A 20,218-nucleotide genomic window follows, 5' to 3' on the forward strand; every position below is an offset into this window, starting at 1 on the left:
ATTCACCCGCATCCGCCTTCCGCCTCCCCCGGACCGGCTCACTCGACCCCGACGAGCAGCGGGTAACCGCCCTGCCCTGCCCCGTAGCGGACGACCTCGATGTCCGGCCGGGTCTCGGCCAGACGGTCCTGTACGGCCTGCGCCAGCCCGGCGGGCGCGTCCGCGCCCTCCAGCAGGGTGACCAGCTCGCTGCTGGAGGACACCATCCGGCCGACGACCTCCAGCGCGGTCTCCACCAGGTCCGCGCCGACCAGGGCGGCGTCCCCGTCGATCACGCCGAGCACGGCCCCGGGCCGGATCAGCCCCGCGCTCGTCATGACCTCGCGGTCGGCCACCCACACGTGCCCGTGGCGGGTGTGCGCGGCCGCCTCGGTCATCGCGACCACGTCGTCGTCGAACCGCCGCAGCGGGTCGTGGACGGCCAGCGCCGCCAGGCCCTGCACCGACGCCCGGGTGGGCAGGACGCTCACCGCGAGCCCCTCCTCGCGGGCGATTTCGGCGGCGGCCGCCGCGACCTCGCGCGCCCCGCTGTCGTTGGGCAGGACCACGACCTCGGTGCCCGCCCCCCGGATCGCGGCCAGCACCGCGGCCAGGGGCGGGCTGGAGCCCGGCTCGCGCCGGACCACGACGGCTCCCGAACGCTCGAACACCTCGCCCAGGGCGGGACCCGCCGCCACCGCCACCACGCCCCGCCCGCCCGCGGCCGGGTGCGTCCGGCCGGACCCGGCCAGGTAGGTCACCCTGATCCGGTGCGGCCTGCCGCCGGCCCGCAGGGCGGCCTCGATCGCCGCCCCCGCGTCCTCCACGTGCACGTGCACGTTCCACAGACCGTCCCCCCCCACGACCACCAGCGAGTCGCCGAGCGCGTCCAGCTCGCCGCGCAGGGTCTCCACGGCCTCGTCGCCGGCGTCCAGCAGGTACATGACCTCGTAGCCCGGATGCCCCTCGGGCCGGTGCGGCTCCTCCGGCCCCGGCACGACCCTGCGGACCGGCGCGGGGACGTCGGGCCGCTCGGCGTAGGAGCCGGTCACCACCGCGGCGAGGCTCTCCAGAATGAGCGTCAGGCCCGCCGCGCCCGCGTCCACCACGCCGTTGCGGGACAGCACCTCCAGTTGGTCCGGGGTGCGCCGGAGCGCGGCGCGGGCCTCCTGCGCGGCCCTGCCCGCCACCGCGGCGAGGTCGCCGGACAGGTCGCGCACCGCGGCCGCCACCGCGCCGAGCACGCTCAGCAGCGTGCCCTCGACCGGCCGCTCCACCGCGCCGCGGGCCAGCTCCGCGGCCCTGGCCAGGCCCCGGCCGAGATCCGCGCCGCCGCCCTCGGCCGTCCTCAGCACCTCGGCGAGGCCGCGGAGCGCCTGGCTGACGATGACCCCCGAGTTGCCCCGCGCGCCGAGCAGGGCGCCCTGGGCGAGGGTCCGCCAGGTGGTGGCCGCGTCGGCGTCCCCGGGCAGCCCGTCCAGCGCCTCGGCCGCCGAGAGCATGGTCAGGTGGAGGTTGGTGCCGGTGTCGCCGTCGGGCACGGGGAAGACGTTGAGGGCGTCGATCTCCTCCCTGGCCCGGCCCAGCGTCTCCGCGGCCAGCCATGACCACCGCCGGACCGCCGGCGGGTCGAGAACCTGCAGCATGCCTGCCCTCCGTGCCTGCGGGCGCGTTCGCCCCTCGTCCCCGGCGGTCGCGCCTCCCTGCGGGGCACGACCGGCGCGCCCGCCTCCGGACGCGGTCCGCCGCCGCGGCCGCCCGGATGCGCTACGGTTGCCTTTCGGAGATTATCCCCGTTCGGCCAGTCGTGGCAGCTCGCGTTGGCACGCACGGTCAGGCATCGGATATCCTCGTTTGGCCAGCCGGTCGTCCCGGCATGCCCGATGACCGCCCAGCGGATCGGGTCTCTCGACTGATATAAGGAGCGAACCGTGGCTTCCGTCTGCGACGTTTGCGCTAAGAAGCCGATCTTCGGCAACAACGTCTCCCACTCGCACCGCCGCACCCGTCGCAGCTGGAGCCCGAACATCCAGCCCGTGCGCGCGGTCGTGAACGGCACGCCGAAGCGGCTGAACGTGTGCACCTCCTGCATCAAGGCCGGCAAGGTCACCCGCTAGCCCAGGCTCTCCGCACAGCCCGCCGCCCCTCCGCCGAGGGGCGGCGGGCTGTCGGTTTTCCCGGAGGACGGACCGCCGGTTCAACGGAACCGCTGGCGGTGAACATGTTTTCGCAACCCGTCCACCGCACGGACCGTGACTCTCTATCGTCACAGCGTGACCATCACCTGCTTCCCTCGCGGCAACGTACGCGACATGACCAAGAAGATCGGCGTCGACCTCCCCGATGACCTGTACCGGTGGATGCAGTCCGAGGTCAGGGCCGGCCGGGCCCTCTCCATCTCCGGGTTGATCGCGGAGGTCGTCGAGCACCAGCGCAGCCGGGCGGAGCTGTCCGCGCTCGTCGCCGACCTCAGGACGGAGTTCGGCCCGCCGACCGCGGAGAGCAGGAAGCGGATCGACGAGGCCGTCGACGCCCTGTGCACGGTCCAGGAGACCGAGCCGGTCAGAAGGGGGCGGACGGCGTGACGCGCCCCGCCGGCCTGCGGCGCTTCGTGTTCGACACCGGGGCCCTCGTCGGGCTCGAACGGGGCAACCCCGACGTGATCGAGGCCCTGGAACGGATCCTCGCGGGCGAGCTGGAGGGCGTCGTGCCCCGCACGGTGCTGGCCGAGGCCGGCCGGGACGGGACCCGCCGGGTACGGCTGGCCGCGGCGTTCAACCGCGCCCGGCGGATCCGCCACGGCTCGCTGGTGATCGACGAGCTGACCCCGGAGCGCGCCATGGAGATCGGCCGGAAGATCGGCGAGTGCGGCCATGACGACGTGGTCGACGTGAACGTCGCCCTGTGCGCCCGCAGCTCCCCTTCGGGGGTCGTCGACGCCATCGTGCTCACCGGCGACCGCGACGGCATCACCCGCGTCGACGGCGCGCTGGACCGCGTGATCATCGACGTCTGAGAACGGGTCCCGTCAGGCGCGCTGCCGCCAGGCGTGGTCCACCGGGCCGATGCCCGCGCCCAGCGCGAACCCCCGGGCGATCGCTCCGGTGACGTACTCCTTGGCCTTCCCCACCGCGGACGGGACGTCCTCGCCGAGGGCCAGCCAGGAGGCCACCGCCGAGGCCAGGGTGCAGCCCGTGCCGTGGGTGTGCCGGTTGTCGTGGCGTTCCGCGGTGAAGCGGAACTCCCGGTCGCCGTCGGTGAGCAGGTCCACCGGGGCGCCCGGCAGGTGGCCGCCCTTGACCAGTGCCCAGGCGGGACCGAGCGCCAGGATCGCGTCCGCGGCCCGGCGCAGGTCCCTCTCGTCCTCGACCTTCACCCCGGTGAGCTGGGAGACCTCCCAGAGGTTGGGGGTGACGACCGTGGCCACGGGCAGCAGCCGGGACTTGACGGTCTCCACGGCTTCGGGCGCCAGCAGGGCGTCCCCGTGCTTGGAGACGCCGACCGGATCCACCACGACCGGCGCGTCCACCCCGGACAGCGCCTCGGCGACGGTCTCCACGAGCACCGCCGAGGCCAGCATCCCCGTCTTGACGGCCTGGGCCCCGATGTCGCCGAGCACCGAGTCGAGCTGGGCCCGTACCGCCTCGGGCGGGAGCTCCCAGTAGCCCTGCACGCCCAGCGAGTTCTGCGCCGTCACCGCGGCGATGACGCTCATGCCGTGCACGCCGAGGGCCAGCATGGTCTTCAGGTCGGCCTGGATGCCCGCGCCGCCGCCGGAGTCGGAGCCGGCGACGGTCAGCACGCGGGGAGGGGACGAAACGGTCATGAACCTCATCCAACCAGCTTCCGCCGGATTCCGTGGCGCCGTGTCCCCGGCGGGCGGCCGCCACCCGGGCATCGCCCGCCGGGGCACGGCCCCGCTCCGGGACGCGGGTCGCCGGGGCCGTCCTCAGTCCTTCCCGTCCAGCGGGAGAGGGAGCGGGAGAGGGAGCGGGATCTCAATCCCGTCCCCGTCCCCGCTTCCGGAGCCGGGGGACGGAGCGGTCGAGGGCGCCTGCGTGGACGTGGGAGCGGCGGTCTGCGTGGGGGTCTCTTCGCGGAGCGTACCCGGCCTTCCCACGGACAGGCCCTGCTTCCGGGCCTCCTCGTCACCGCCGGACGCCGATCCCGTCCCCCGGGGACGCCGGGTGGGCTCCTGCGTGGCGGGACGGGCCTTCGGGGTGCGGCTCGCCTCCGGGCGGGTCGTCTCCTCGGGAGACGGGGACGACGATGGGGACGGGGCAGCGGTCCGGGACCGCTCCGGCTGCGGGCGCTCCTCCCCGGGGGCGCGTTCCCCGGGCCCGGTGGCGCCGCCCTCCGGGCCCGCCGTCCGGCACTCTCCGGTCGAGCAGCCGAAGAGCGGCCCGGCCGAGTCCTTCCACGCCTGGACGCCGGCCGCGGTCCCGCCCAGCATCGCGGCCGCGGCGGCGACCGTCAGCGCCGCCGCCTTCACCGGCGCCCCGAGGCGCCACCGCCCGCCGGGCCGGTCCGCCTCGGCGGGGCCGGACTCCACGCGGTCCTCCTGCGCCGGGAGGATGTCGCCGGTCGCCGACTGTTCGGGACGGAGCCTGCGCCCGACCGGCACGTCCGCGGGCGGCTCCGGCGCGGCCTCGGGCTCGGGTCGCCCGCCACGGTGAAGGGCGTCCTCCCCCGCCGGCTCGTGACTACCCATGGCACCTCGTTCTCGCAGGACGTCGACCGCCAATCTTCCTACCATTTCGGTAAAGATCTGTCACAATTTTCGCCGATGCACCAGCCGGTGACAGATGTCACGTCCGGAAATGATCCCAGCCGCGGTGCTCCGAGGTCCTGTCCCCGGCTTCGACGCCCTCGCCCTCCGTCACACGCCCGATCTCCGTCCAGGCGGGTGGGAGCCGTACGCCGCCGGGGAAGGTCGCGGCCAGGGCGTGGTCCTCTCCGCCGGTGAGCACCCAGTCCAGCGGGTCGGCACCGAGCAGGCGGGCCGCGGTCTCCAGTTCTTCGGGGACGGTGAAGGCCGAGAGGTCGAGCGCGACGCCCACCCCGCCGGCCTCGGCGATGTGCCCCAGGTCCTGCAGAAGGCCGTCGCTGACGTCCAGCATCGCGGTCGCACCCAGTTCGGCGGCCTGGACCCCGCACGGATAGGGCGGTCGCGGGCGGCGGTGGGCGTCCACCAGGGTCTCCAGCTCCGCCGGGGCCGGATCGCCGGGTCCGGCGCCCCCGGCGCGGCCGGCCTGGAGCAGGGCGAGTCCGGCCGCGGCGTGACCGAGGCGCCCCGCCACCGCGACCACGTCGCCGGGACGGGCCCCCGAACGCGTGACCGGCGCGCGCCCGCCCAGGTCGCCGAGGGCCGTCACGCCGATCACCACCAGGTCGCAGCGGGTGGTGTCACCGCCCACGACGCTCGCCCCGACCAGGTCGCACTCGTCCCGGAAGCCGTCGGCGAGGTCGTCCAGCCAGCCGGCGGCGGTGGTGGCGGGCAGGCCGAGGCCCACCACGACGCCGGTGGGGACCGCACCCATCGCGACGACGTCGGCGAGGTTCTGGGCGGCGGCTTTACGCCCGATATCGTAGGCACTGGACCAGTCAAGACGGAAATGTCTATTCTCAAGCAGTAAGTCCGTTGTGACGACGACCCGTCCGTCGGGCGCACCCACCAGCGCGGCGTCGTCCCCCGGGCCGAGCAGGACGGTCCGGCCCTGCGGCAAGCGTCCGGCAATACGCGCAACGATTCCGAATTCGCCGAGATCTCCGACTGTGATGACGCACCTCCCGTTCATCACAGGGTACGGTTGCCCTCCGGTACTGATCCAATCGCCCGGGAGGACGTGATGGTGCAGGCCTACATCCTTATCCAGACCGAAGTCGGCAAGGCCGCGGACGTCGCGCGCCAGATCTCCTCGATCTCCGGCGTCACGCAGGCCGAGGACGTCACCGGCCCCTACGACGTGATCGTGCGCGCGGAGGCCCGGAACGTGGACGAGCTCGGCAAACTCGTGGTGGCGCAGATCCAGGCGGTGGAGGGGATCACGCGGACCCTCACCTGCCCCATCGTGCACATCTGACCCGCGGGAAGGACGCATGTCTCTCCGGTTCGCCCGCCGGGTCGAGCGGTCTCCCCGCTCCACCCGCGGGGCCGACCGGTCTCCCCGCTTCGCCCGCCGGGCCGGCTGGGCCTGCGCCCTGCTGGCCCTGGCGGGATGCGGCGGGGCGGTCCGCATGGACCCGCCCTCGCCGGAGCCGTCGGCCGCCGCCGCGTGCCGTGCGCTCGCCGGGCGCCTGCCCCAGGTGCTCGACGGCGCCGAGCGGACCGAGTCGGACCCCCCGTCGCCGTACGTCGCGGTCTGGGGGGCCGGCGAGATCGGGCTGCGCTGCGGGGTGCCGCGCCCGGCGAACATGGCCGCCACCGACCAGGTGCCGGTGGTCGACGACGTGGCGTGGTTCGCCGACCCCGCCCGGCCCGCGTTGTTCACCGCGATCGGGCGGGCGGCCTACGTCGAGGTGACGATCTCCCGCGCGCACGCTCCGGAGAGCGTGCTGGTCGAGCTCGCGGTCCCCGTCAAGGCGGCGCTACCGCAGACCGGGTGAGCGCTCCAGGGCGAGCCGGATCAGCCGGTCGACCAGCTCGGCGTACGGCAGGCCGGTGGCCTCCCACAGCTGCGGCGCGGCCGACATCGCGGTGAAGCCCGGCATCGTGTTGATCTCGTTGAGCAGCAGCCTGCCGTCGTCGGTGCAGAAGAAGTCGACCCGGGCCAGCCCCTCGCAGCCCAGCGCCTCGAACGCCCGCACGGCCATGGCCCGCAGGTCCTCGGTCAGCCCGCCGGGCAGGTCCGCCGGCACGACCAGGGACATGTCGTCCCCGACGTACTTGGCCTCGAAGTCGTAGAACTCGTGGTCGCCGTGGACCAGGATCTCCCCCGGGAGGCTGGCCTGCGGCGGCTCGTCTCCCAGGGACTCCAGCACGGCGCACTCGATCTCCCTGCCGGTGATCGCGGCCTCGACCAGCACCTTGGGGTCGTGCTCCCGGGCCAGCTCGACGGCGCGCTCCAGCTCCTCGAGGTCCGAGGCCTTGGAGATGCCCTGGCTCGACCCCGCCCGGGCCGGCTTGACGAAGACCGGCCAGCCCAGCTCCTGGACCTCCTTGAGGACCCGGTCCCGGTCCACCCGCCAGTCGCGGTCGCGGATCGTGACGTACGGGCCCACGGGCAGGCCCGAGGCCGCCAGCACCATCTTCATGTAGGCCTTGTCCATGCCGACCGCGCTGGCCAGCACGCCGGAGCCGACGTAGCGGACCCCCGCCATCTCGAGCAGGCCCTGGATGGTGCCGTCCTCGGCGAACGGGCCGTGCATGACCGGGAAGACCACGTCCACCCGCCCGAGCTCGACCGGGACGTCGGCGGCGTCGTGGACCACCAGCGGGCCGCCGCCGGACGGCAGCACGAGCTCGGCCCCCCGGGCGTCCACGGACGGCAGCTCGCCGCCCTCGATCGCGTAGCTCTGGTCGCCGGAGGCGAGCACCCACCGCCCGTCCCGGGCGATCCCGATGGGGATCACCTCGTATCTGGACCGGTCGATCACCTCCAGCACGCTGCCCGCTCCGAGGATGGAGACGGCGTGCTCGGAGTTGCGGCCGCCGAAGAGGATCGCCACCCGCGGCCGAGGTGTGTGCTGCTCGCTCATGATGACCGAATGTACCCCCTCTGGGAGGTGAATCCGGTTGTCAGACGCGCCTATCTCCCCGAAGCGAGCAGGGAGTCGAGCGCCCTGGTGACGTCCACGATGAGATCCTCGGCGTCCTCCAGCCCGATCGAGAAGCGCACGGCCCCCGCGTCGCCCCCCGCGTCCTCGCCGGATCGGCGGCCGAGGGAGGCGGTGCACACGGCCTTGGTACGCGTGCCGCCCGCCGAGGAGGCGGGCGAGACCAGCCTGAGCGCGCCGGCCAGCCGTACGCCCGCGTCGTGACCGCCGTGCGGGGTCACCGTCACGCAGGCGCCGTACCGGGTGCCCTCCGGGCCGGAGTCGAACAGGTGCCTGGCGAGCCGGTGACCGGGGTGCCCGGGGAGGCCGGGGTAGTCGACCCGGCGGACGGCGGGGTGCTTGGCCACGGCCGCGGCGAACACCATCGCGGTGGAGCACATGCGGCGCACCCGCAGCGGCAGCGTCTCCAGGCCCCGGCGGAGCAGGAAGGCGTCGTCCGGGGAGAGCTCGGCCCCCGTGTCGACGCGGACCCGGCGGAGCCGGGCGATCAGGTCGGGACGGCCCACGACGACGCCGCCGGTGCAGTCGTCGTGCCCCCCGAGGTAGGTGGTCGCGGAGTGGACCACGAGGTCGGCGCCGTGCTCCAGAGGGCGGCACACGACCGGCGTGGCGAAGGTCGAGTCGACCACCAGGAGGGCTCCGGCGGAGCGGGCGATCCGGTAGAGGCCGCGGACGTCGGCCACGGCGGCCGACGGGGTGGAGAGCGTCTCCGCGTATATGATCTTCGTGCTCCGCCGGACCGCCGCGCCCACCCGGCCGAGATCGGCGTAGTCGACGAAGTCCGCGCTCACCCCGAACCTGGACAGCACGTTCGTGATCAGCGAGTGGGTCCGGTCGTGGACCTGGACGGGGGCGACGACGTGCGCCCCCGATCGCAGGAAGGTCATCAGCACCGCGTTGACCGCGGCCGTCCCCGAGGCGAAGGCCTGGCCCGCGACGTCCTCGGGCGCGGCCGCGCCCTCCAGGGAGGCGACGGCCGCGGCGAAGGCGGCGGTGGTCGGGTTGTCGACGCGGTCGGCGGCGTCCTCCCCCGTCGTCTCCGGGCCGCCGGGCGGGCCGGTGCGGCTCCACGCGGAGCTGCGCCACACCGGCAGGCCGAGAGGGCTGCCCGGGGGACCCGCCGGGGCCGGCAGATGCGCCGAGCGGGTGTTCTCGCCCCGTTGCCGGCGTGCGGGGCGGTTCACACGCCGTACCGTTCGGGTTTGGGGGTCCGCGACATCAGCAGCATCGCGGCCTCGCGGGGGGGCATGCCGTCATGGACGACGGCCACCACGACCTCGGTGATCGGCATCTCCACGTCGTGCTTTCTGGCCAGTTCGAGGACCGACTCGCAGGACTTGACGCCCTCTGCGGTCTGCTTGGTGGCGGCGACGACCTCGGCCAGGGTCATGCCCCGTCCCAGATTCTCACCGAAGGTGCGGTTCCTGGACAACGGTGAGGTACAGGTCGCCACCAGGTCGCCCATCCCCGCCAGCCCCGCGAACGTGTGCGGGTCGGCGCCGAGCGCCGCGCCGAGCCGGGAGATCTCCGCCAGCCCGCGCGTCATGAGCATCGCGCTGACGTTGTCGCCCATCCCCATGCCCGCCGAGACCCCGACGGCGAGCGCGATGACGTTCTTGACCGCCCCGCCGAGCTCCACGCCGACCACGTCGGGGTTGGTGTAGGGGCGGAACCACGGCGGCAGGTGGCAGGCCGCCTGCAGCCGCTCCATGGCCCCCTCGTCGGGGCAGGCGACCACCGTCGCGGCGGGCTGGCCGCGGACGATCTCGCCGACCAGGTTGGGACCCGACACCACCGCGACCCGCTCCGCCGGGACCTCGGCGACCTCGCAGATCACCTCGCTCATCCGCTTGGTGGTGCCGAGCTCGATGCCCTTCATCAGGCTCACCAGGACCGCGTCGTCCGGCAGGTCCGGCTTCCAGGCGGTCAGGTTGCCGCGCAGGGTCTGCGAGGGCACGGCGAGCACCACGAAGTCGGCGCCGTCGAGCGCCTCGGCCGGCTCGGTGGTGGCGCGCAGCGTCTCGGGCAGCGCCGTACCCGGCAGGTAGTCGGGGTTCTCATGGCGGCGGTCGATCGCCTCGACGATCTCCGGGCGCCTGCCCCACAGGGTCGTCCGGGTGCCCGCCCCGGCGAGGATCATCGCGAAAGTCGTGCCCCATGAACCCGTCCCGAACACGGCAGCCTTGGTCATTTCATCACCGTACGCCGAAGTCAGCCGTGAGAGGGCTTCTTGAACGGGGCGGCAGGCGCCTTCCGTCCGCGCAGCTCGGCCAGCTGGGCCGTGATCGCCGCCATGATGTCGGCGGTCGCCGCGCGCAGCGCCTCGGCCCCGGGCGGCCGCCCGCCGAGCCCTTCACGGTACTTCGACAGGTCCACCGGGTCCCCGACCTGCACGCGGAACGTCTTGCGGGGCAGGAGGCGGGGCCGCCGGCTGCCGTAGGGCAGGATCTCCTGCGCGCCCCAGTGCGCCACCGGGATCACCGGCACCCCGGTCTCCAGGGCCAGCCGCGCCGCGCCCGTCTTGCCCTCCATGGGCCAGAAGTCCGGATCGCGGGTGCAGGTGCCCTCGGGGTAGAACATCACGCACGCCCCCTCGTCGATCCGCTCCCGGGACGCCTCCAGCGAGCGGGCCGCGTCCGCGCTGCCCCGGTAGACGGGGATCGCCCGCATCGCCCGCACCATGCGGCCGATCACCGGCACCGAGAAGAGCCCGGACTTGGCCAGGACCACCGGCCAGCGCCCGTGGTCGTACAGGAAGTGCGCGACCAGGAAGGGGTCCACCCACGACAGGTGGTTGGTCACCATGATGATCGCGCCCTCGCGCGGCAGCCGCTCCGCGTGCCGCCACTCCTTCTTCACCAGGAGCCACGAGATCGGTTTGACGATCACGACGGCCACCGCGACCCAGAACCTGGTCGGCCATCCAGGGCGTCTCATCCGCTCCTCCATACACTAGGGGGGTACACCTCGAGTCTTCCGGTTGGCTCCGGAGGCTGTCGAGACGGGATGCTTAAGGGTATGCCTCCTTCCGAGAGCCCGGACTGGACCCTCGTCGTCCCGGTCAAGACCCTGGTGGCGGCCAAGACCCGGCTGTCCGAGGCCGCGGGCCCGCACCGCGCCGCGCTGGCGGTGGCGATCGCCTGCGACACCGTCGAGGCCGCGCTGAGCTGCGGCCCCGTCGCGCGCGTCGTGGTGGTGACGGGCGACCCGGTGGCCGCCGAGGCGCTGGCCGGGGTGGGCGCCCGCGTGGTCGGCGACCCGGAGGCGGGGCTCAACGCGGCGCTGCGCCACGGCGCGGGCGAGGCCGTACGGCTGGCGCCCGGCGACGCGGTCGGCGCGCTCCAGGCCGACCTGCCGGCCCTGCGCCCCGCGGAGCTGGCGCTCGTGCTGGCCGCCGCTGCCGAGTTCGACCAGTCCTTCCTGCCCGACGCGGCCGAGGTCGGCACGACCTTCTACGGCACGCGGCCCGGCGTCCCGTTCACCCCGGGGTTCGGCGGCGCCTCCCGCGACCGCCACCTGCGGCGCGGCGCGAAAGAGCTCTGCCTGGCCGGGGCCGACTCGGTGCGCCGGGACGTGGACACCCCCGACGACCTGCGCGCCGCCCTCGCCCTGGGCACCGGTCCGCGCACCCGCGCGGTGGCCCGGCTCATCGGGGTGAGGTCTCCGGAGCCGGGGCCTCCCGGAGACTGAGGATCCCCCGGGAGGTCAGCACCGGCAGGTGGGCCAGGGCGATGCCGGCCGCGGCGGTCCACAGGGCCGTCCGGGCGTCGAGCAGCTCCCCCAGCACCCCGCCGAGCAGGCCGCCGACCGGCGCCGCCCCCCACATCAGGAACCGCATGCTGGCGTTCATCCGGCCGAGCAGGCGCTCCGGGGTGATCCGCTGGCGGTAGCTCAGCTGGTTGACGCTGAACACCGCCGCGCCCATCCCGTTGAGCGCGTTGCCGAGGACGAACGGCGCCAGCGCCCATCCCGGGCCGGCCAGCGGGGCGAGCAGGACGGCCGCGGCGGCCAGTGCGGCTCCGCCGTACATCGCCGGACCGACGCCGGAGCGGGCGGCGGCGCGGGGGGCGAGGAACGCGCCAGCCAGCCAGCCGGCGGGCGCGGCCGCCAGGAGCAGGCCGTACCCCACCGGATCGACGCCGAGGAGCCTGAGCAGGAAGAACGGCTGGGCGACGGACCAGACGCCGTTGGAGAGCATGACCAGGGCGCCGACCAGGGCGATGCGCCGCAGGACCGGGTGGCCGGCGACGTACCGGACCCCCTCGGCGACCTCCTCCCGGAGCCGTCGCCGCTCTCCGGCCGGCGCCGGGTCCTCCTGCGCCCGCACGCCGCCGAGCAGCAGCGCCGAGACCAGGTGGCTGACGCCGTCGGCGAGCAGGGCGACCGGCGCGGTCACCGCGTGCACCAGTCCGCCGCCCAGCGGGGGACCGGAGAGCACCGCCGCGCCGCGCAGCGTCTCCAGGACCCCGTTGCCCCGCAGCACGTCGTCCCGGCCGACCAGGGAGGGCAGGAAGCTCATGTGCGCGACGTCGAAGAAGACTGATCCCAGGCCCATGAGCAGCGCGACCGCGTACAGGTGCGGCAGGGTGAGCGCGTCCAGGAGCACGGCGGCCGGGACGGAGAGCAGCGCGGCGCCCCGCAGCAGGTCGCTCCAGATCATGATCGGGCGGCGCCGCGACCGGTCCACCCACACGCCGGCCGGCAGCCCGACGAGCAGGAACGCGGCCGTCTCCGCGGCGGTGAGCAAGCCCAGCTGGAGAGGGCTCGCCTCCAGCGTGAGCAGGGCGACCAGCGGCAGGGCGACGATGGTGACCTGGGTGCCGAACTGGCTGATCGCGTCGGCGCCCAGGAAGAGCCGGAACGACCTGTTCCGCCACATCCCCGCACGCTCGTCCCCGGTCCGCACAGCCGTGAATGATCGCCGCCCGCGACGCGCCGGTCAAACCCTTTTCCGGTACGGCCGGCGGGCGGAGACGCTCCGCCGCACGGCCGGTGGGAGCCGCGGGGCTGCCGGGCCCGGCCGCGTTAGGGTGGTGGGCGTGCAGGCGACGGTGAGGACCTTCGACCCCGCGACCCGGTCCGGGTCGGTGTTCCTGGACGACGGGACCGAGGTCCCGTTCGGCGCCGAGGCGTTCGACGCCGGGCCGCTCCGGCTGCTGAGACCGGGCCAGCGGGTCAACATCTCCGTGGACGGCGGACTGGTCACCTACGTGACGCTCTCGACGTTCCCGCTGCCGGACTGACCCGCGCACCACCGGACCGCGCGCGGGAGCCGGAGGGCTGCCCGTCCCGGCGGGCGCGCGCCACCCGATCGCGCCCGCGCGCAGGAGAGCGGCCCCCGCACCCGCCCGGTCCCGCCACCGGACGCCGCGCCCGCCGGACACGCCGAGCGCCCGGTCCCACGCGGGGATCCGGGCGCCCGATGTGCGAGTCCGCCGCTCGGCGGATGCCGCCTGCCGGCGGACGCTACTTCTTGGCGGCCTTCTTGCCGCCCTCGTTGACGAGGTCCTTGAAGTCGGAGCCGGCGCGGAACTTCGGCGCCCAGCTCTCGGCCACCTTGATCTCGGCGCCCGTCGAGGGGTTCCGGGCCGTGCGGGCCGGCTTGTGCGCCATCTCGAAGGCGCCGAAACCCGTGATGGAGACCTTGTCGCCGCTGGCGACGGCCTTCTGGATGGTGTCGAGCACGGCGTTCACGGCCTCGGTGGCCGTCTTCTTGTCGCCCACCCGATCCGCGATGGCGTCGACGAGTTCTTTCTTGTTCATGAAGATTGTCCCTTGTTGCCGATGTCCGGGAGTGGGTCTCAAGACAGGAAGCCCGTCTCACCCGATTTGTCGCCGAGAGGGGTCTCAGGTGGAGCGAGAGACCCCTTACCCGCTTGAAATTAGGGGACGGAAGCGTGTGACTCAATCACCTTCCGCAATATTTCCAGCACTCCGTGTGTCTGAAACCAGGTCATCGAGGTCAATCAGGAACGATTCCAGGCGGGTGGCCGCACGGTCCAGGTCGTGCTTGGCCGCTCCGCAGATGGCCAGCAGGTGCTTGGCCAGGCGCTGCCGCGTCTCCGGAGGCACGGGCAGCACGCGGACGCGGCTGTGCGCCTCGCGCAGCAGCCGCGCCAGCTCTCGTTCGGAGCGGGTCAGACCGTCGTCGGCAGCCATGGCTGCCGGCCATTCTCGTACGCCGTCACGTCGTCGGCGTTGCGCAGGGTCAGGCCGATGTCGTCCAGGCCCTCCATCAGCCGCCAGCGGGTGTAGTCGTCGATCTCGAAACCGGCGGACTCGGCGCCCCAGCGCACCCGGCGCTCCCCCAGGTCGACGGTGACCTCGAGGGCGGGGTCGGCCTCCACGGCCGACTGCAGCGCCTCGACGGTCTCGGCCGGCAGCACGACCGGGAGCAGCCCCATCTTGGTGGAGTTGTTACGGAAGATGTCGCCGAACCGGGCCGCGATCACGACGCGGAAGCCGTACTGCTGCAGGGCCCAGACCGCGTGCTCGCGCGAGGAGCCGGTGCCGAAGTCCGGTCCGGAGACGAGGATCGAGGCGCCCTGGTAGGCGGGCTGGTTCAGGACGAAGTCCGGGTCCTCGCGCCAGGCGGAGAACAGGCCCTTCTCGAAGCCGGTCCGGCTGACCTGCTTGAGCCAGACGGCCGGGATGATCTGGTCGGTGTCGACGTTGCTGCGGCGCAGCGGCACGGCCCGGCCGGTGTGCGTGGTGAAGGCTTCCATGGTCGTGTCTCCTAGGCCAGGTCGGCGGGGGCGGTCAGCTTGCCGGTGACGGCGGTGGCGGCGGCGACGGCGGGCGAGACCAGGTGGGTGCGGCCGCCCTTGCCCTGGCGTCCCTCGAAGTTGCGGTTGGAGGTCGAGGCGCTGCGCTCGCCGGGGGCGAGGGTGTCGGGGTTCATGCCCAGGCACATCGAGCAGCCCGCCTCGCGCCACTCGGCGCCGGCGGCCTTGAACACCTCGTGCAGGCCCTCCTGCTCGGCCTGGAGTTTGACCAGCATCGAGCCGGGGACGATCAGCGTCCGGGTCACGACGCTGCGGCCGCGCAGCACCTCGGCCGCGGCCCGCAGGTCCTCCAGCCGGCCGTTGGTGCAGGAGCCCACGAAGACGGTGTCCACCTCGACCTCGCGCAGCGGGGTGCCGGGGGTGAGCCCCATGTACTCCAGCGCGCGGCGGGCGGCCGCCGGGTCGTCGGTCTCCTCGGGCGCCGGCACGGCCGTGCCCAGCGGGGCGCCCTGGCCGGGGTTGGTCCCCCAGGTGACGAACGGGGTCAGGGTCGAGGCGTCGATCTCCACGACGGTGTCGAAGACCGCGTCGGAGTCGGTGACCAGGGACTTCCAGTATTCGACGGCGGCGTCCCACTGCTCGCCGGTCGGGGCGTGGGGACGTCCCTTGAGGTAGGCGAACGTGGTCTCGTCGGGAGCGATCATGCCCGCGCGGGCGCCGGCCTCGATGGACATGTTGCAGATGGTCATCCGGCCCTCCATGGAGAGCTTGCGGATGGCCTCGCCGCGGTATTCGACGATGTAGCCCTGACCGCCGCCGGTGCCGATCTTCGCGATGATCGCCAGGATCAGGTCCTTGGCCGTGACGCCGGGCGGCAGCTCGCCGGAGACCTCGATGGCCATCGTCTTGGGCCGGTAGGCGGGCAGCGTCTGGGTGGCCAGCACGTGCTCCACCTCGGAGGTGCCGATGCCGAAGGCGATGCCGCCGAAGGCGCCGTGCGTCGAGGTGTGAGAATCACCACAGACGATCGTCATGCCGGGCTGGGTCAGGCCGAACTGCGGGCCGATGATGTGCACGACGCCCTGACCGGCGTCGCCCATCGGGTGCAGCCGGACGCCGAACTCGGCGCAGTTCTTGCGCAGCGTCTCGACCTGGGTCTTGGAGACCGGGTCGGTGATCGGGCCGAGCAGGGTCGGGACGTTGTGGTCCTCGGTGGCGATGGTGAGGTCCGGCCGCCGCACGGTCCGCCCCGCCATGCGCAGGCCGTCGAACGCCTGCGGGCTGGTCACCTCGTGGATGAGGTGCAGGTCGATGTAGAGCAGGTCGGGCTCTCCCTCGGCACGTCGCACGACGTGCTGCTCCCAGACCTTCTCCGCCAGCGTGCGGCCCATTGTCGCCTCCCTTTCGTTGCGACGCTGCGCGTCGTCGCCCGACTTGCCTTCTCATATGTCGAGACTGCAGTATCGGTGTATGGACAACTCTAGCGGAGTCGGCGTACTCGACAAGGCCGTTCTGGTGCTCAACGCCCTCGAGGCCGGCCCGGCATCCCTCGCGCAGCTCGTCCAGGCGACCGGCCTGGCCCGCCCCACCGCCCACCGGCTGGCGGTCGCGCTGGAGCACCACCGCATCGTCTCGCGCGACACGCAGGGCCGGTTCGTGCTGGGATCGCGGCTCTCGGAGCTGTCCACGGCCGCCGGCGAGGACCGGCTGCTGGCCGTCGCCTCGCCCGTGCTCACCCAGTTGCGGGACATGACCGGAGAAAGTGCACAACTCTACCGCCGCCAGGGCGACGAGCGGGTCTGCGTGGCCGCCGCCGAGCGCTCCAGCGGGCTGCGCGACACCGTGCCGGTCGGCTCGGCCCTGCCGATGTTCGCCGGTTCGGCCGCGCAGATCCTGCTGGCCTGGGAGGAGCCCGACCGCCTCCACCGCGGCCTGCGCGGGGCCAAGTTCACCGCGGCCACGCTGTCGAGCGTCCGCCGCCGGGGCTGGGCGCACAGCGTCGGCGAGCGCGAGCAGGGGGTCGCCAGCGTCTCGGCCCCGATACGGGGCGCGGGCGGCAAGGTGATCGCCGCGGTCTCGGTGTCCGGGCCGATCGAGCGCCTCACCCGCACCCCCGGCAGGCTGCACGCCGCCCCCGTGGTCGCCGCCGCCGAGCGCATCACCGAGGCGATGCGCAGGAACGGCTGAGCCGTACGGCGCCGCCGCGCCGGACACCGTGCCGGACGCCGCCGGACACCGCGCGGAACACCGTGCGAGAACACCGCGCACCGCGGCCGGGCGCCCACCCGATATGAGGAGGCGAGCACCCCCGCGGGCCCCTAGGCTGGGCGGGTGACAGATCGCATCGAGGCAGCCGCCGCTGAACTGCGTCCCCTGCTCCAAGAATTCATCCTCTGGGCCCGTGAGAACGCGCCCGGCAGCGATTCGAACCTGGTGGGCTCCGTCGCCCTGTGGCACCGGTTGATCGCCTCCGACGACGTCGGCCGCTGGAGGACCTCCGATCTGCGCACGGTGCTCCTGGAGCGGATGCCGAAGGTGGTGGAGGATCCCGAGGCCGCGGCGGAGGGACTGGTGCCCGCCGTCCGCGCCTACCTGGCCTACCTGTCGGATACCGCCCGGCTCTCGGCGGGCTCCTCCCCGCTCAAGGAGATGCTCGCCGAGCTCGACGAGATCGAGGACGACGTCGTCGACGCGATGGAGGAGCTGCTCTCCGAGGACGGCGAGGACGCCGAGGAGTACGACGAGGAGGAGTTCGAGGGGCTGGGCGACTTCGAGCCGTTCGCCGACCGGCTCGCCGCGCTGCCGACGATCCGGCTCCGGCCCGACGCCGAGCTGGCCGCGGCCGCGCGCCGGTCCGTCCTGATCGCCAAGGCCCGGGACCTGGCCGTCTGGGTCGGGACCGAGCGCCGGGTGGGCGAGGAGGACCTGCTCACCGACGCCGAGATCGCCGAGGCGCTGGCCGTCCTCGGGTTCCCCGTGCCGGAGGCGGTGGAGGGCCGGCTGGCCGACGCCGTGCCCGCCCTGTGGAACGTCTGGAACCTCGCGATCGACCTGGACTTCCTCCAGCCCGAGGGCGAGGACACCGTCAGCGTCGACCCCGACACCGCCGACTGGCCCTTCGAGGAGGACGACGACGTCCTGGACGCCTGGCTGGCCGGGCTGCACTCGATCGACTACGGCGACCCCGAGCTGGACGACGAGGACGCCACGATCGCCCTGTCCGGGCTGACCCGGGCGCTGCTGGTCCGGGTGCTGCTGGCGACCGGCTCCAAATCCCTCGACGATCTCCGCACCGAGCTGGCCGAGGCCGCGGCCGAGTACGACGACCTGGGCGCCGAGGCCTGGGACGCCGCCACCGCGCAGTACGGCGACCCGCTCAACCCGGTGCTGGACTGGCTGTCGGGATACGGCATGGTCGAGGTCGAGCACGACCAGGTGCGGCTGACGCCGCTGGGCATGGAGGGCCTCGTCCACCTGGTGGACGAGGCCGACATCGAGCTGGACGCCCGGCCCGCCATCGACGCGATGACGGCCCTGGACCTGCTCGCCTTCAGCGCGGAGCTGCCCGAGGAGGAGGCCGACGCCGAGTTCGCCGCGTGGATGGAGCTCCGCGAGCCCGCCCGGGCCGCCGAGGAGCTGCTGGCGGCCGCGGCGGAGGACGACGCGGACGCGCTGGTCCGCGTCCAGGCGGCCAGCGTGGTCGGCTCGCTGGGCGAGGTGGCCGTGCCGGCCTGGCGCCGGGCCCTGGACGAGCCGTCCCTGCACCCCTACGCGGCCACGCACCTGGCCCAGCTGGGCGTCGAGGACGTCCCCGCGCCGACCCAGGCCGACACGCACTGGCTGATCCTCGACATGCTGACCATCTCCGCCGGACTCGGCCGCCCCGAGTTCGTCAGCAGCCTGGACGACATCGGCCCGACCTCGATGCTGGTCGGCCTGCTGGACGTCATCTGGAAGGTCCCCCACCCGCACCTGGAGGAGCTGCTGGAGACGATCTCCAAGGCCCACCCGGACCGGCAGGTGGGCAAGGCCGCCAAGCGGGCCCTGTTCAAGGCCCGCTCCGGCGACAACTAGTGCGCCGCGCGGAGGGCCCGGCGCGGAGGACCCGCCGGGCCCTCCGCGCCGCCCCCTCCCCAAGGCCTCCCGGGGGCCCTCCGCCCCGCCCCCTTCCCGGACCCTGCGCCGGGCGCCCTCCCGGGCCCCTCACCCGGCGGCCTCCTGCCAGTCGGGAAGCGGCCGGTAGATCGGGATGCCCGCGGCCTCCAGCTCCTCCCGGATCCTGAAGTACTCCTCGCCGAACGGGTCCACCCCGGCCAGCGGCATGAGGCCGCGCCGGACGGCCAGGTCGTGCGGGGCGAGCGCGGCGGCCGCCGCCAGATGCCGCCCGGCCGCGGCGGTACGGCCGGCGCGCAGCAGCCACGCCGCCACCCGGCCGTGCAGCCGGGCCAGGCGCTCGTCGGCGGTGGGAGCGCGCAGCTCGCGCAGCTCCGTCCCCGTGTCGCCCTCGATCACCCACCGGCGCAGGGCGGCGACGGCCCGCTCGGAGGACAGGCCGTTCATCGACCGGAAGGTGTCGGTGGCCGTCATGGTGTCCTGGGGACGGGCGATGCGGCCGTCGGGGTCGATCCAGACCACGGTCGGCACGTTGACCACGTTGTACAGCTCGGCGATCCGGCCGTCGGCGTCGACCACCGCCGGATGGGTCAGGCCGGCGAGCCACTCCCCGGCGTGATCGGGGTCGCGGTCGAGGGAGACGCTGACCACGCTGAAGCCGTACCCGCCCAGCTCGCGGTGGAGCTCCTCCCAGGCCGGCAGGTCGTAGCGGCAGCCGCACCAGGAGGCCCAGAAGACCAGCGCGACCTTGGTGCCGCGGAGCCCGGGCAGCGGGCCGAACTCCGGCGCCCGGTCCAGCACGGGCTCGACGGGCTCTCCGACCGCGACCACGCCCTCGCCCGGGTCGGCCACCGCCTGCCGGCCGAGCAGCCCGGCGAAGGCGACCAGGTCCACCCCGTCGGCCGTCTCGGCCGCCGCGGCCCGGAACGAGGGGATGCACGCCTCACCCCGGCACCAGCCGTGCGGCTTGCGCTCCCAGCCGAGCACCGGCGCGCCGTACGGCACGACCAGGCCGCCGATCGCGTCCTCGCGCCCGTCCGCCAGCAGAGTGATCATCATCGGCCTCCATTGGATAGCTGTGATACCCAATTATCGGGCAGTGGCACTATCCAATCAAGAGGGCGAGCCCGGAAATGCAGAGGACCCCTGGAAGCCGATGCTTCCAGGGGTCCTGCGATGTAGCCCCGACCGGATTCGAACCGGCGCTACCGCCTTGAGAGGGCGGCGTCCTAGGCCACTAGACGACGGAGCCTTGCAAATGTGACAGTGGTAGTCCCGACCGGATTCGAACCGGCGCTACCGCCTTGAGAGGGCGGCGTCCTGGGCCACTAGACGACGGGACCCTACGCACTGTCATCGGATCCGGAGGGGACCGGATCCATGCGATCTCCTTGCGGAGATCGCAGCTGGGGTACCAGGACTCGAACCTAGACTAACTGAACCAGAATCAGTCGTGCTGCCAATTACACCATACCCCACCGCTTCGGACTTTCCTTTCGGAGCGCCCTGGCGACTCCGAAAGAATAGCCCACCTTGAGTGCAAGGACCAAAACGATTGTCCCCGGCCCGCCCGGAACCCAACCCCGTGACGCCGGAGTGCCCGGCGGAGCCCGTCTGTGTAACGC

23 protein-coding genes and 3 tRNA genes are annotated in these 20,218 nt (G+C 73.6%); 9 read left to right on the plus strand and 17 right to left on the minus strand.

Annotated elements, in window-relative coordinates; all coding sequences use genetic code 11:
- Positions 1-38: 38 nt before the first annotated feature.
- Positions 39-1,625, minus strand: a complete 1,587-nt coding sequence (locus tag HS048_RS32070) for a DAK2 domain-containing protein (protein WP_196469756.1) — start codon at positions 1,623-1,625, stop codon at positions 39-41.
- 285 nt (positions 1,626-1,910) lie between these two features.
- Here HS048_RS32070 and rpmB point away from each other — a divergent pair, with 285 nt between their 5' ends.
- The 3 genes from rpmB (at position 1,911) to HS048_RS32085 (ending at position 2,995) form a co-directional block, all read left to right on the plus strand.
- Positions 1,911-2,096, plus strand: coding sequence for a 50S ribosomal protein L28 (gene rpmB, locus HS048_RS32075; protein WP_068897575.1), 186 nt, complete (start codon positions 1,911-1,913; stop codon positions 2,094-2,096).
- 156 nt (positions 2,097-2,252) lie between these two features.
- Entirely contained in the window at positions 2,253-2,564 is a 312-nt protein-coding gene (locus tag HS048_RS32080; RefSeq protein WP_068897576.1) for a hypothetical protein, read from the plus strand.
- Positions 2,561-2,995 (plus strand): PIN domain-containing protein, encoded by a 435-nt coding sequence (locus tag HS048_RS32085; protein ID WP_191893561.1) that lies wholly within the window; start codon positions 2,561-2,563, stop codon positions 2,993-2,995. Before HS048_RS32080 ends, HS048_RS32085 begins: the two co-directional genes overlap by 4 nt.
- Before the next feature lie 12 nt (positions 2,996-3,007).
- Here HS048_RS32085 and thiD read toward each other — a convergent pair whose 3' ends face one another.
- The 3 genes from thiD to HS048_RS32100 all read right to left on the minus strand — a co-directional run bounded on the left by thiD (position 3,008) and on the right by HS048_RS32100 (position 5,777).
- The gene (gene thiD, locus HS048_RS32090; RefSeq protein WP_153054276.1) at positions 3,008-3,805 is read right to left on the minus strand and encodes a bifunctional hydroxymethylpyrimidine kinase/phosphomethylpyrimidine kinase; all 798 of its coding nucleotides are present in this window, start codon (positions 3,803-3,805) and stop codon (positions 3,008-3,010) included.
- A 123-nt stretch (positions 3,806-3,928) separates the two neighbouring features.
- The gene (locus HS048_RS32095) at positions 3,929-4,690 is read right to left on the minus strand and encodes a hypothetical protein (protein ID WP_196469757.1); all 762 of its coding nucleotides are present in this window, start codon (positions 4,688-4,690) and stop codon (positions 3,929-3,931) included.
- A gap of 97 nt (positions 4,691-4,787) precedes the next feature.
- The gene (locus tag HS048_RS32100; RefSeq protein WP_196469758.1) at positions 4,788-5,777 is read right to left on the minus strand and encodes a thiamine-phosphate kinase; all 990 of its coding nucleotides are present in this window, start codon (positions 5,775-5,777) and stop codon (positions 4,788-4,790) included.
- Between the two features lie 51 nt (positions 5,778-5,828).
- Here HS048_RS32100 and HS048_RS32105 point away from each other — a divergent pair, with 51 nt between their 5' ends.
- Positions 5,829-6,062: an Lrp/AsnC family transcriptional regulator gene (locus HS048_RS32105; RefSeq protein ID WP_068897581.1), complete on the plus strand. Its 234-nt coding sequence runs from the start codon at positions 5,829-5,831 to the stop codon at positions 6,060-6,062.
- Positions 6,063-6,078: 16 nt separating this feature from the next.
- A complete protein-coding gene (locus HS048_RS32110; RefSeq protein ID WP_084008386.1) occupies positions 6,079-6,585 on the plus strand; it encodes a DUF3515 family protein in 507 nt (168 codons plus the stop codon).
- Here the strand turns inward: HS048_RS32110 and HS048_RS32115 are convergent.
- From HS048_RS32115 to HS048_RS32130, 4 genes are read right to left on the minus strand one after another with little or no spacing between them, the layout of a single operon-like run.
- Positions 6,568-7,677 (minus strand): D-alanine--D-alanine ligase family protein, encoded by a 1,110-nt coding sequence (locus HS048_RS32115; protein WP_068897582.1) that lies wholly within the window; start codon positions 7,675-7,677, stop codon positions 6,568-6,570. The genes HS048_RS32110 and HS048_RS32115 overlap by 18 nt on opposite strands.
- A gap of 50 nt (positions 7,678-7,727) precedes the next feature.
- A complete protein-coding gene (locus HS048_RS32120) occupies positions 7,728-8,939 on the minus strand; it encodes a PLP-dependent aspartate aminotransferase family protein (protein WP_068897583.1) in 1,212 nt (403 codons plus the stop codon).
- On the minus strand, positions 8,936-9,946 hold the full coding sequence (locus HS048_RS32125; protein WP_068897584.1) for an NAD(P)H-dependent glycerol-3-phosphate dehydrogenase: 1,011 nt from the start codon (positions 9,944-9,946) through the stop codon (positions 8,936-8,938). The genes HS048_RS32120 and HS048_RS32125 overlap by 4 nt, the downstream gene beginning before the upstream one ends.
- Before the next feature lie 20 nt (positions 9,947-9,966).
- A complete protein-coding gene (locus HS048_RS32130) occupies positions 9,967-10,692 on the minus strand; it encodes a 1-acyl-sn-glycerol-3-phosphate acyltransferase (RefSeq protein ID WP_196469759.1) in 726 nt (241 codons plus the stop codon).
- 69 nt (positions 10,693-10,761) lie between these two features.
- Here HS048_RS32130 and cofC point away from each other — a divergent pair, with 69 nt between their 5' ends.
- Positions 10,762-11,445, plus strand: coding sequence for a 2-phospho-L-lactate guanylyltransferase (gene cofC / locus HS048_RS32135; protein ID WP_196469760.1), 684 nt, complete (start codon positions 10,762-10,764; stop codon positions 11,443-11,445).
- On the opposite strand, the gene HS048_RS32140 is transcribed toward cofC, so the two are convergent.
- Positions 11,402-12,634, minus strand: a complete 1,233-nt coding sequence (locus HS048_RS32140) for an MFS transporter (protein ID WP_196469761.1) — start codon at positions 12,632-12,634, stop codon at positions 11,402-11,404. The two genes, cofC and HS048_RS32140, sit on opposite strands and share 44 nt — an antisense overlap.
- 160 nt (positions 12,635-12,794) lie before the next feature.
- Between HS048_RS32140 and HS048_RS32145 the strand changes: the two genes are divergently transcribed.
- The gene (locus HS048_RS32145) at positions 12,795-12,998 is read left to right on the plus strand and encodes a hypothetical protein (protein WP_068897804.1); all 204 of its coding nucleotides are present in this window, start codon (positions 12,795-12,797) and stop codon (positions 12,996-12,998) included.
- A 223-nt stretch (positions 12,999-13,221) separates the two neighbouring features.
- Here HS048_RS32145 and HS048_RS32150 read toward each other — a convergent pair whose 3' ends face one another.
- The 4 genes from HS048_RS32150 to leuC all read right to left on the minus strand — a co-directional run bounded on the left by HS048_RS32150 (position 13,222) and on the right by leuC (position 15,871).
- The gene (locus HS048_RS32150) at positions 13,222-13,518 is read right to left on the minus strand and encodes an HU family DNA-binding protein (RefSeq protein WP_068897587.1); all 297 of its coding nucleotides are present in this window, start codon (positions 13,516-13,518) and stop codon (positions 13,222-13,224) included.
- A 141-nt stretch (positions 13,519-13,659) separates the two neighbouring features.
- On the minus strand, positions 13,660-13,914 hold the full coding sequence (locus HS048_RS32155) for a hypothetical protein (RefSeq protein ID WP_068897588.1): 255 nt from the start codon (positions 13,912-13,914) through the stop codon (positions 13,660-13,662).
- Entirely contained in the window at positions 13,893-14,480 is a 588-nt protein-coding gene (leuD, locus tag HS048_RS32160) for a 3-isopropylmalate dehydratase small subunit (RefSeq protein WP_068897589.1), read from the minus strand. The genes HS048_RS32155 and leuD overlap by 22 nt, the downstream gene beginning before the upstream one ends.
- An 11-nt stretch (positions 14,481-14,491) precedes the next feature.
- Positions 14,492-15,871, minus strand: a complete 1,380-nt coding sequence (gene leuC, locus HS048_RS32165; RefSeq protein ID WP_068897590.1) for a 3-isopropylmalate dehydratase large subunit — start codon at positions 15,869-15,871, stop codon at positions 14,492-14,494.
- A gap of 79 nt (positions 15,872-15,950) precedes the next feature.
- Here leuC and HS048_RS32170 point away from each other — a divergent pair, with 79 nt between their 5' ends.
- Both HS048_RS32170 and HS048_RS32175 read left to right on the plus strand, forming a co-directional pair.
- Positions 15,951-16,667 (plus strand): IclR family transcriptional regulator, encoded by a 717-nt coding sequence (locus tag HS048_RS32170; protein WP_068897591.1) that lies wholly within the window; start codon positions 15,951-15,953, stop codon positions 16,665-16,667.
- 144 nt (positions 16,668-16,811) lie between these two features.
- Entirely contained in the window at positions 16,812-18,554 is a 1,743-nt protein-coding gene (locus tag HS048_RS32175) for a hypothetical protein (protein ID WP_196469762.1), read from the plus strand.
- Positions 18,555-18,683: 129 nt separating this feature from the next.
- Here the strand turns inward: HS048_RS32175 and HS048_RS32180 are convergent, their stop codons facing one another.
- From HS048_RS32180 to HS048_RS32195, 4 genes are all read right to left on the minus strand, one after another.
- Entirely contained in the window at positions 18,684-19,652 is a 969-nt protein-coding gene (locus tag HS048_RS32180; RefSeq protein WP_230882404.1) for a TlpA disulfide reductase family protein, read from the minus strand.
- A gap of 120 nt (positions 19,653-19,772) precedes the next feature.
- Positions 19,773-19,845, minus strand: a tRNA-Glu gene (locus HS048_RS32185).
- A 15-nt stretch (positions 19,846-19,860) separates the two neighbouring features.
- A tRNA-Glu gene (locus tag HS048_RS32190) sits at positions 19,861-19,936 on the minus strand.
- Between the two features lie 63 nt (positions 19,937-19,999).
- Positions 20,000-20,071 (minus strand) — tRNA-Gln (locus HS048_RS32195).
- Positions 20,072-20,218: the final 147 nt, after the last annotated feature.

Source organism: Planomonospora sp. ID91781 (assembly GCF_015711595.1).
Classification (GTDB): domain Bacteria; phylum Actinomycetota; class Actinomycetes; order Streptosporangiales; family Streptosporangiaceae; genus Planomonospora; species Planomonospora parontospora.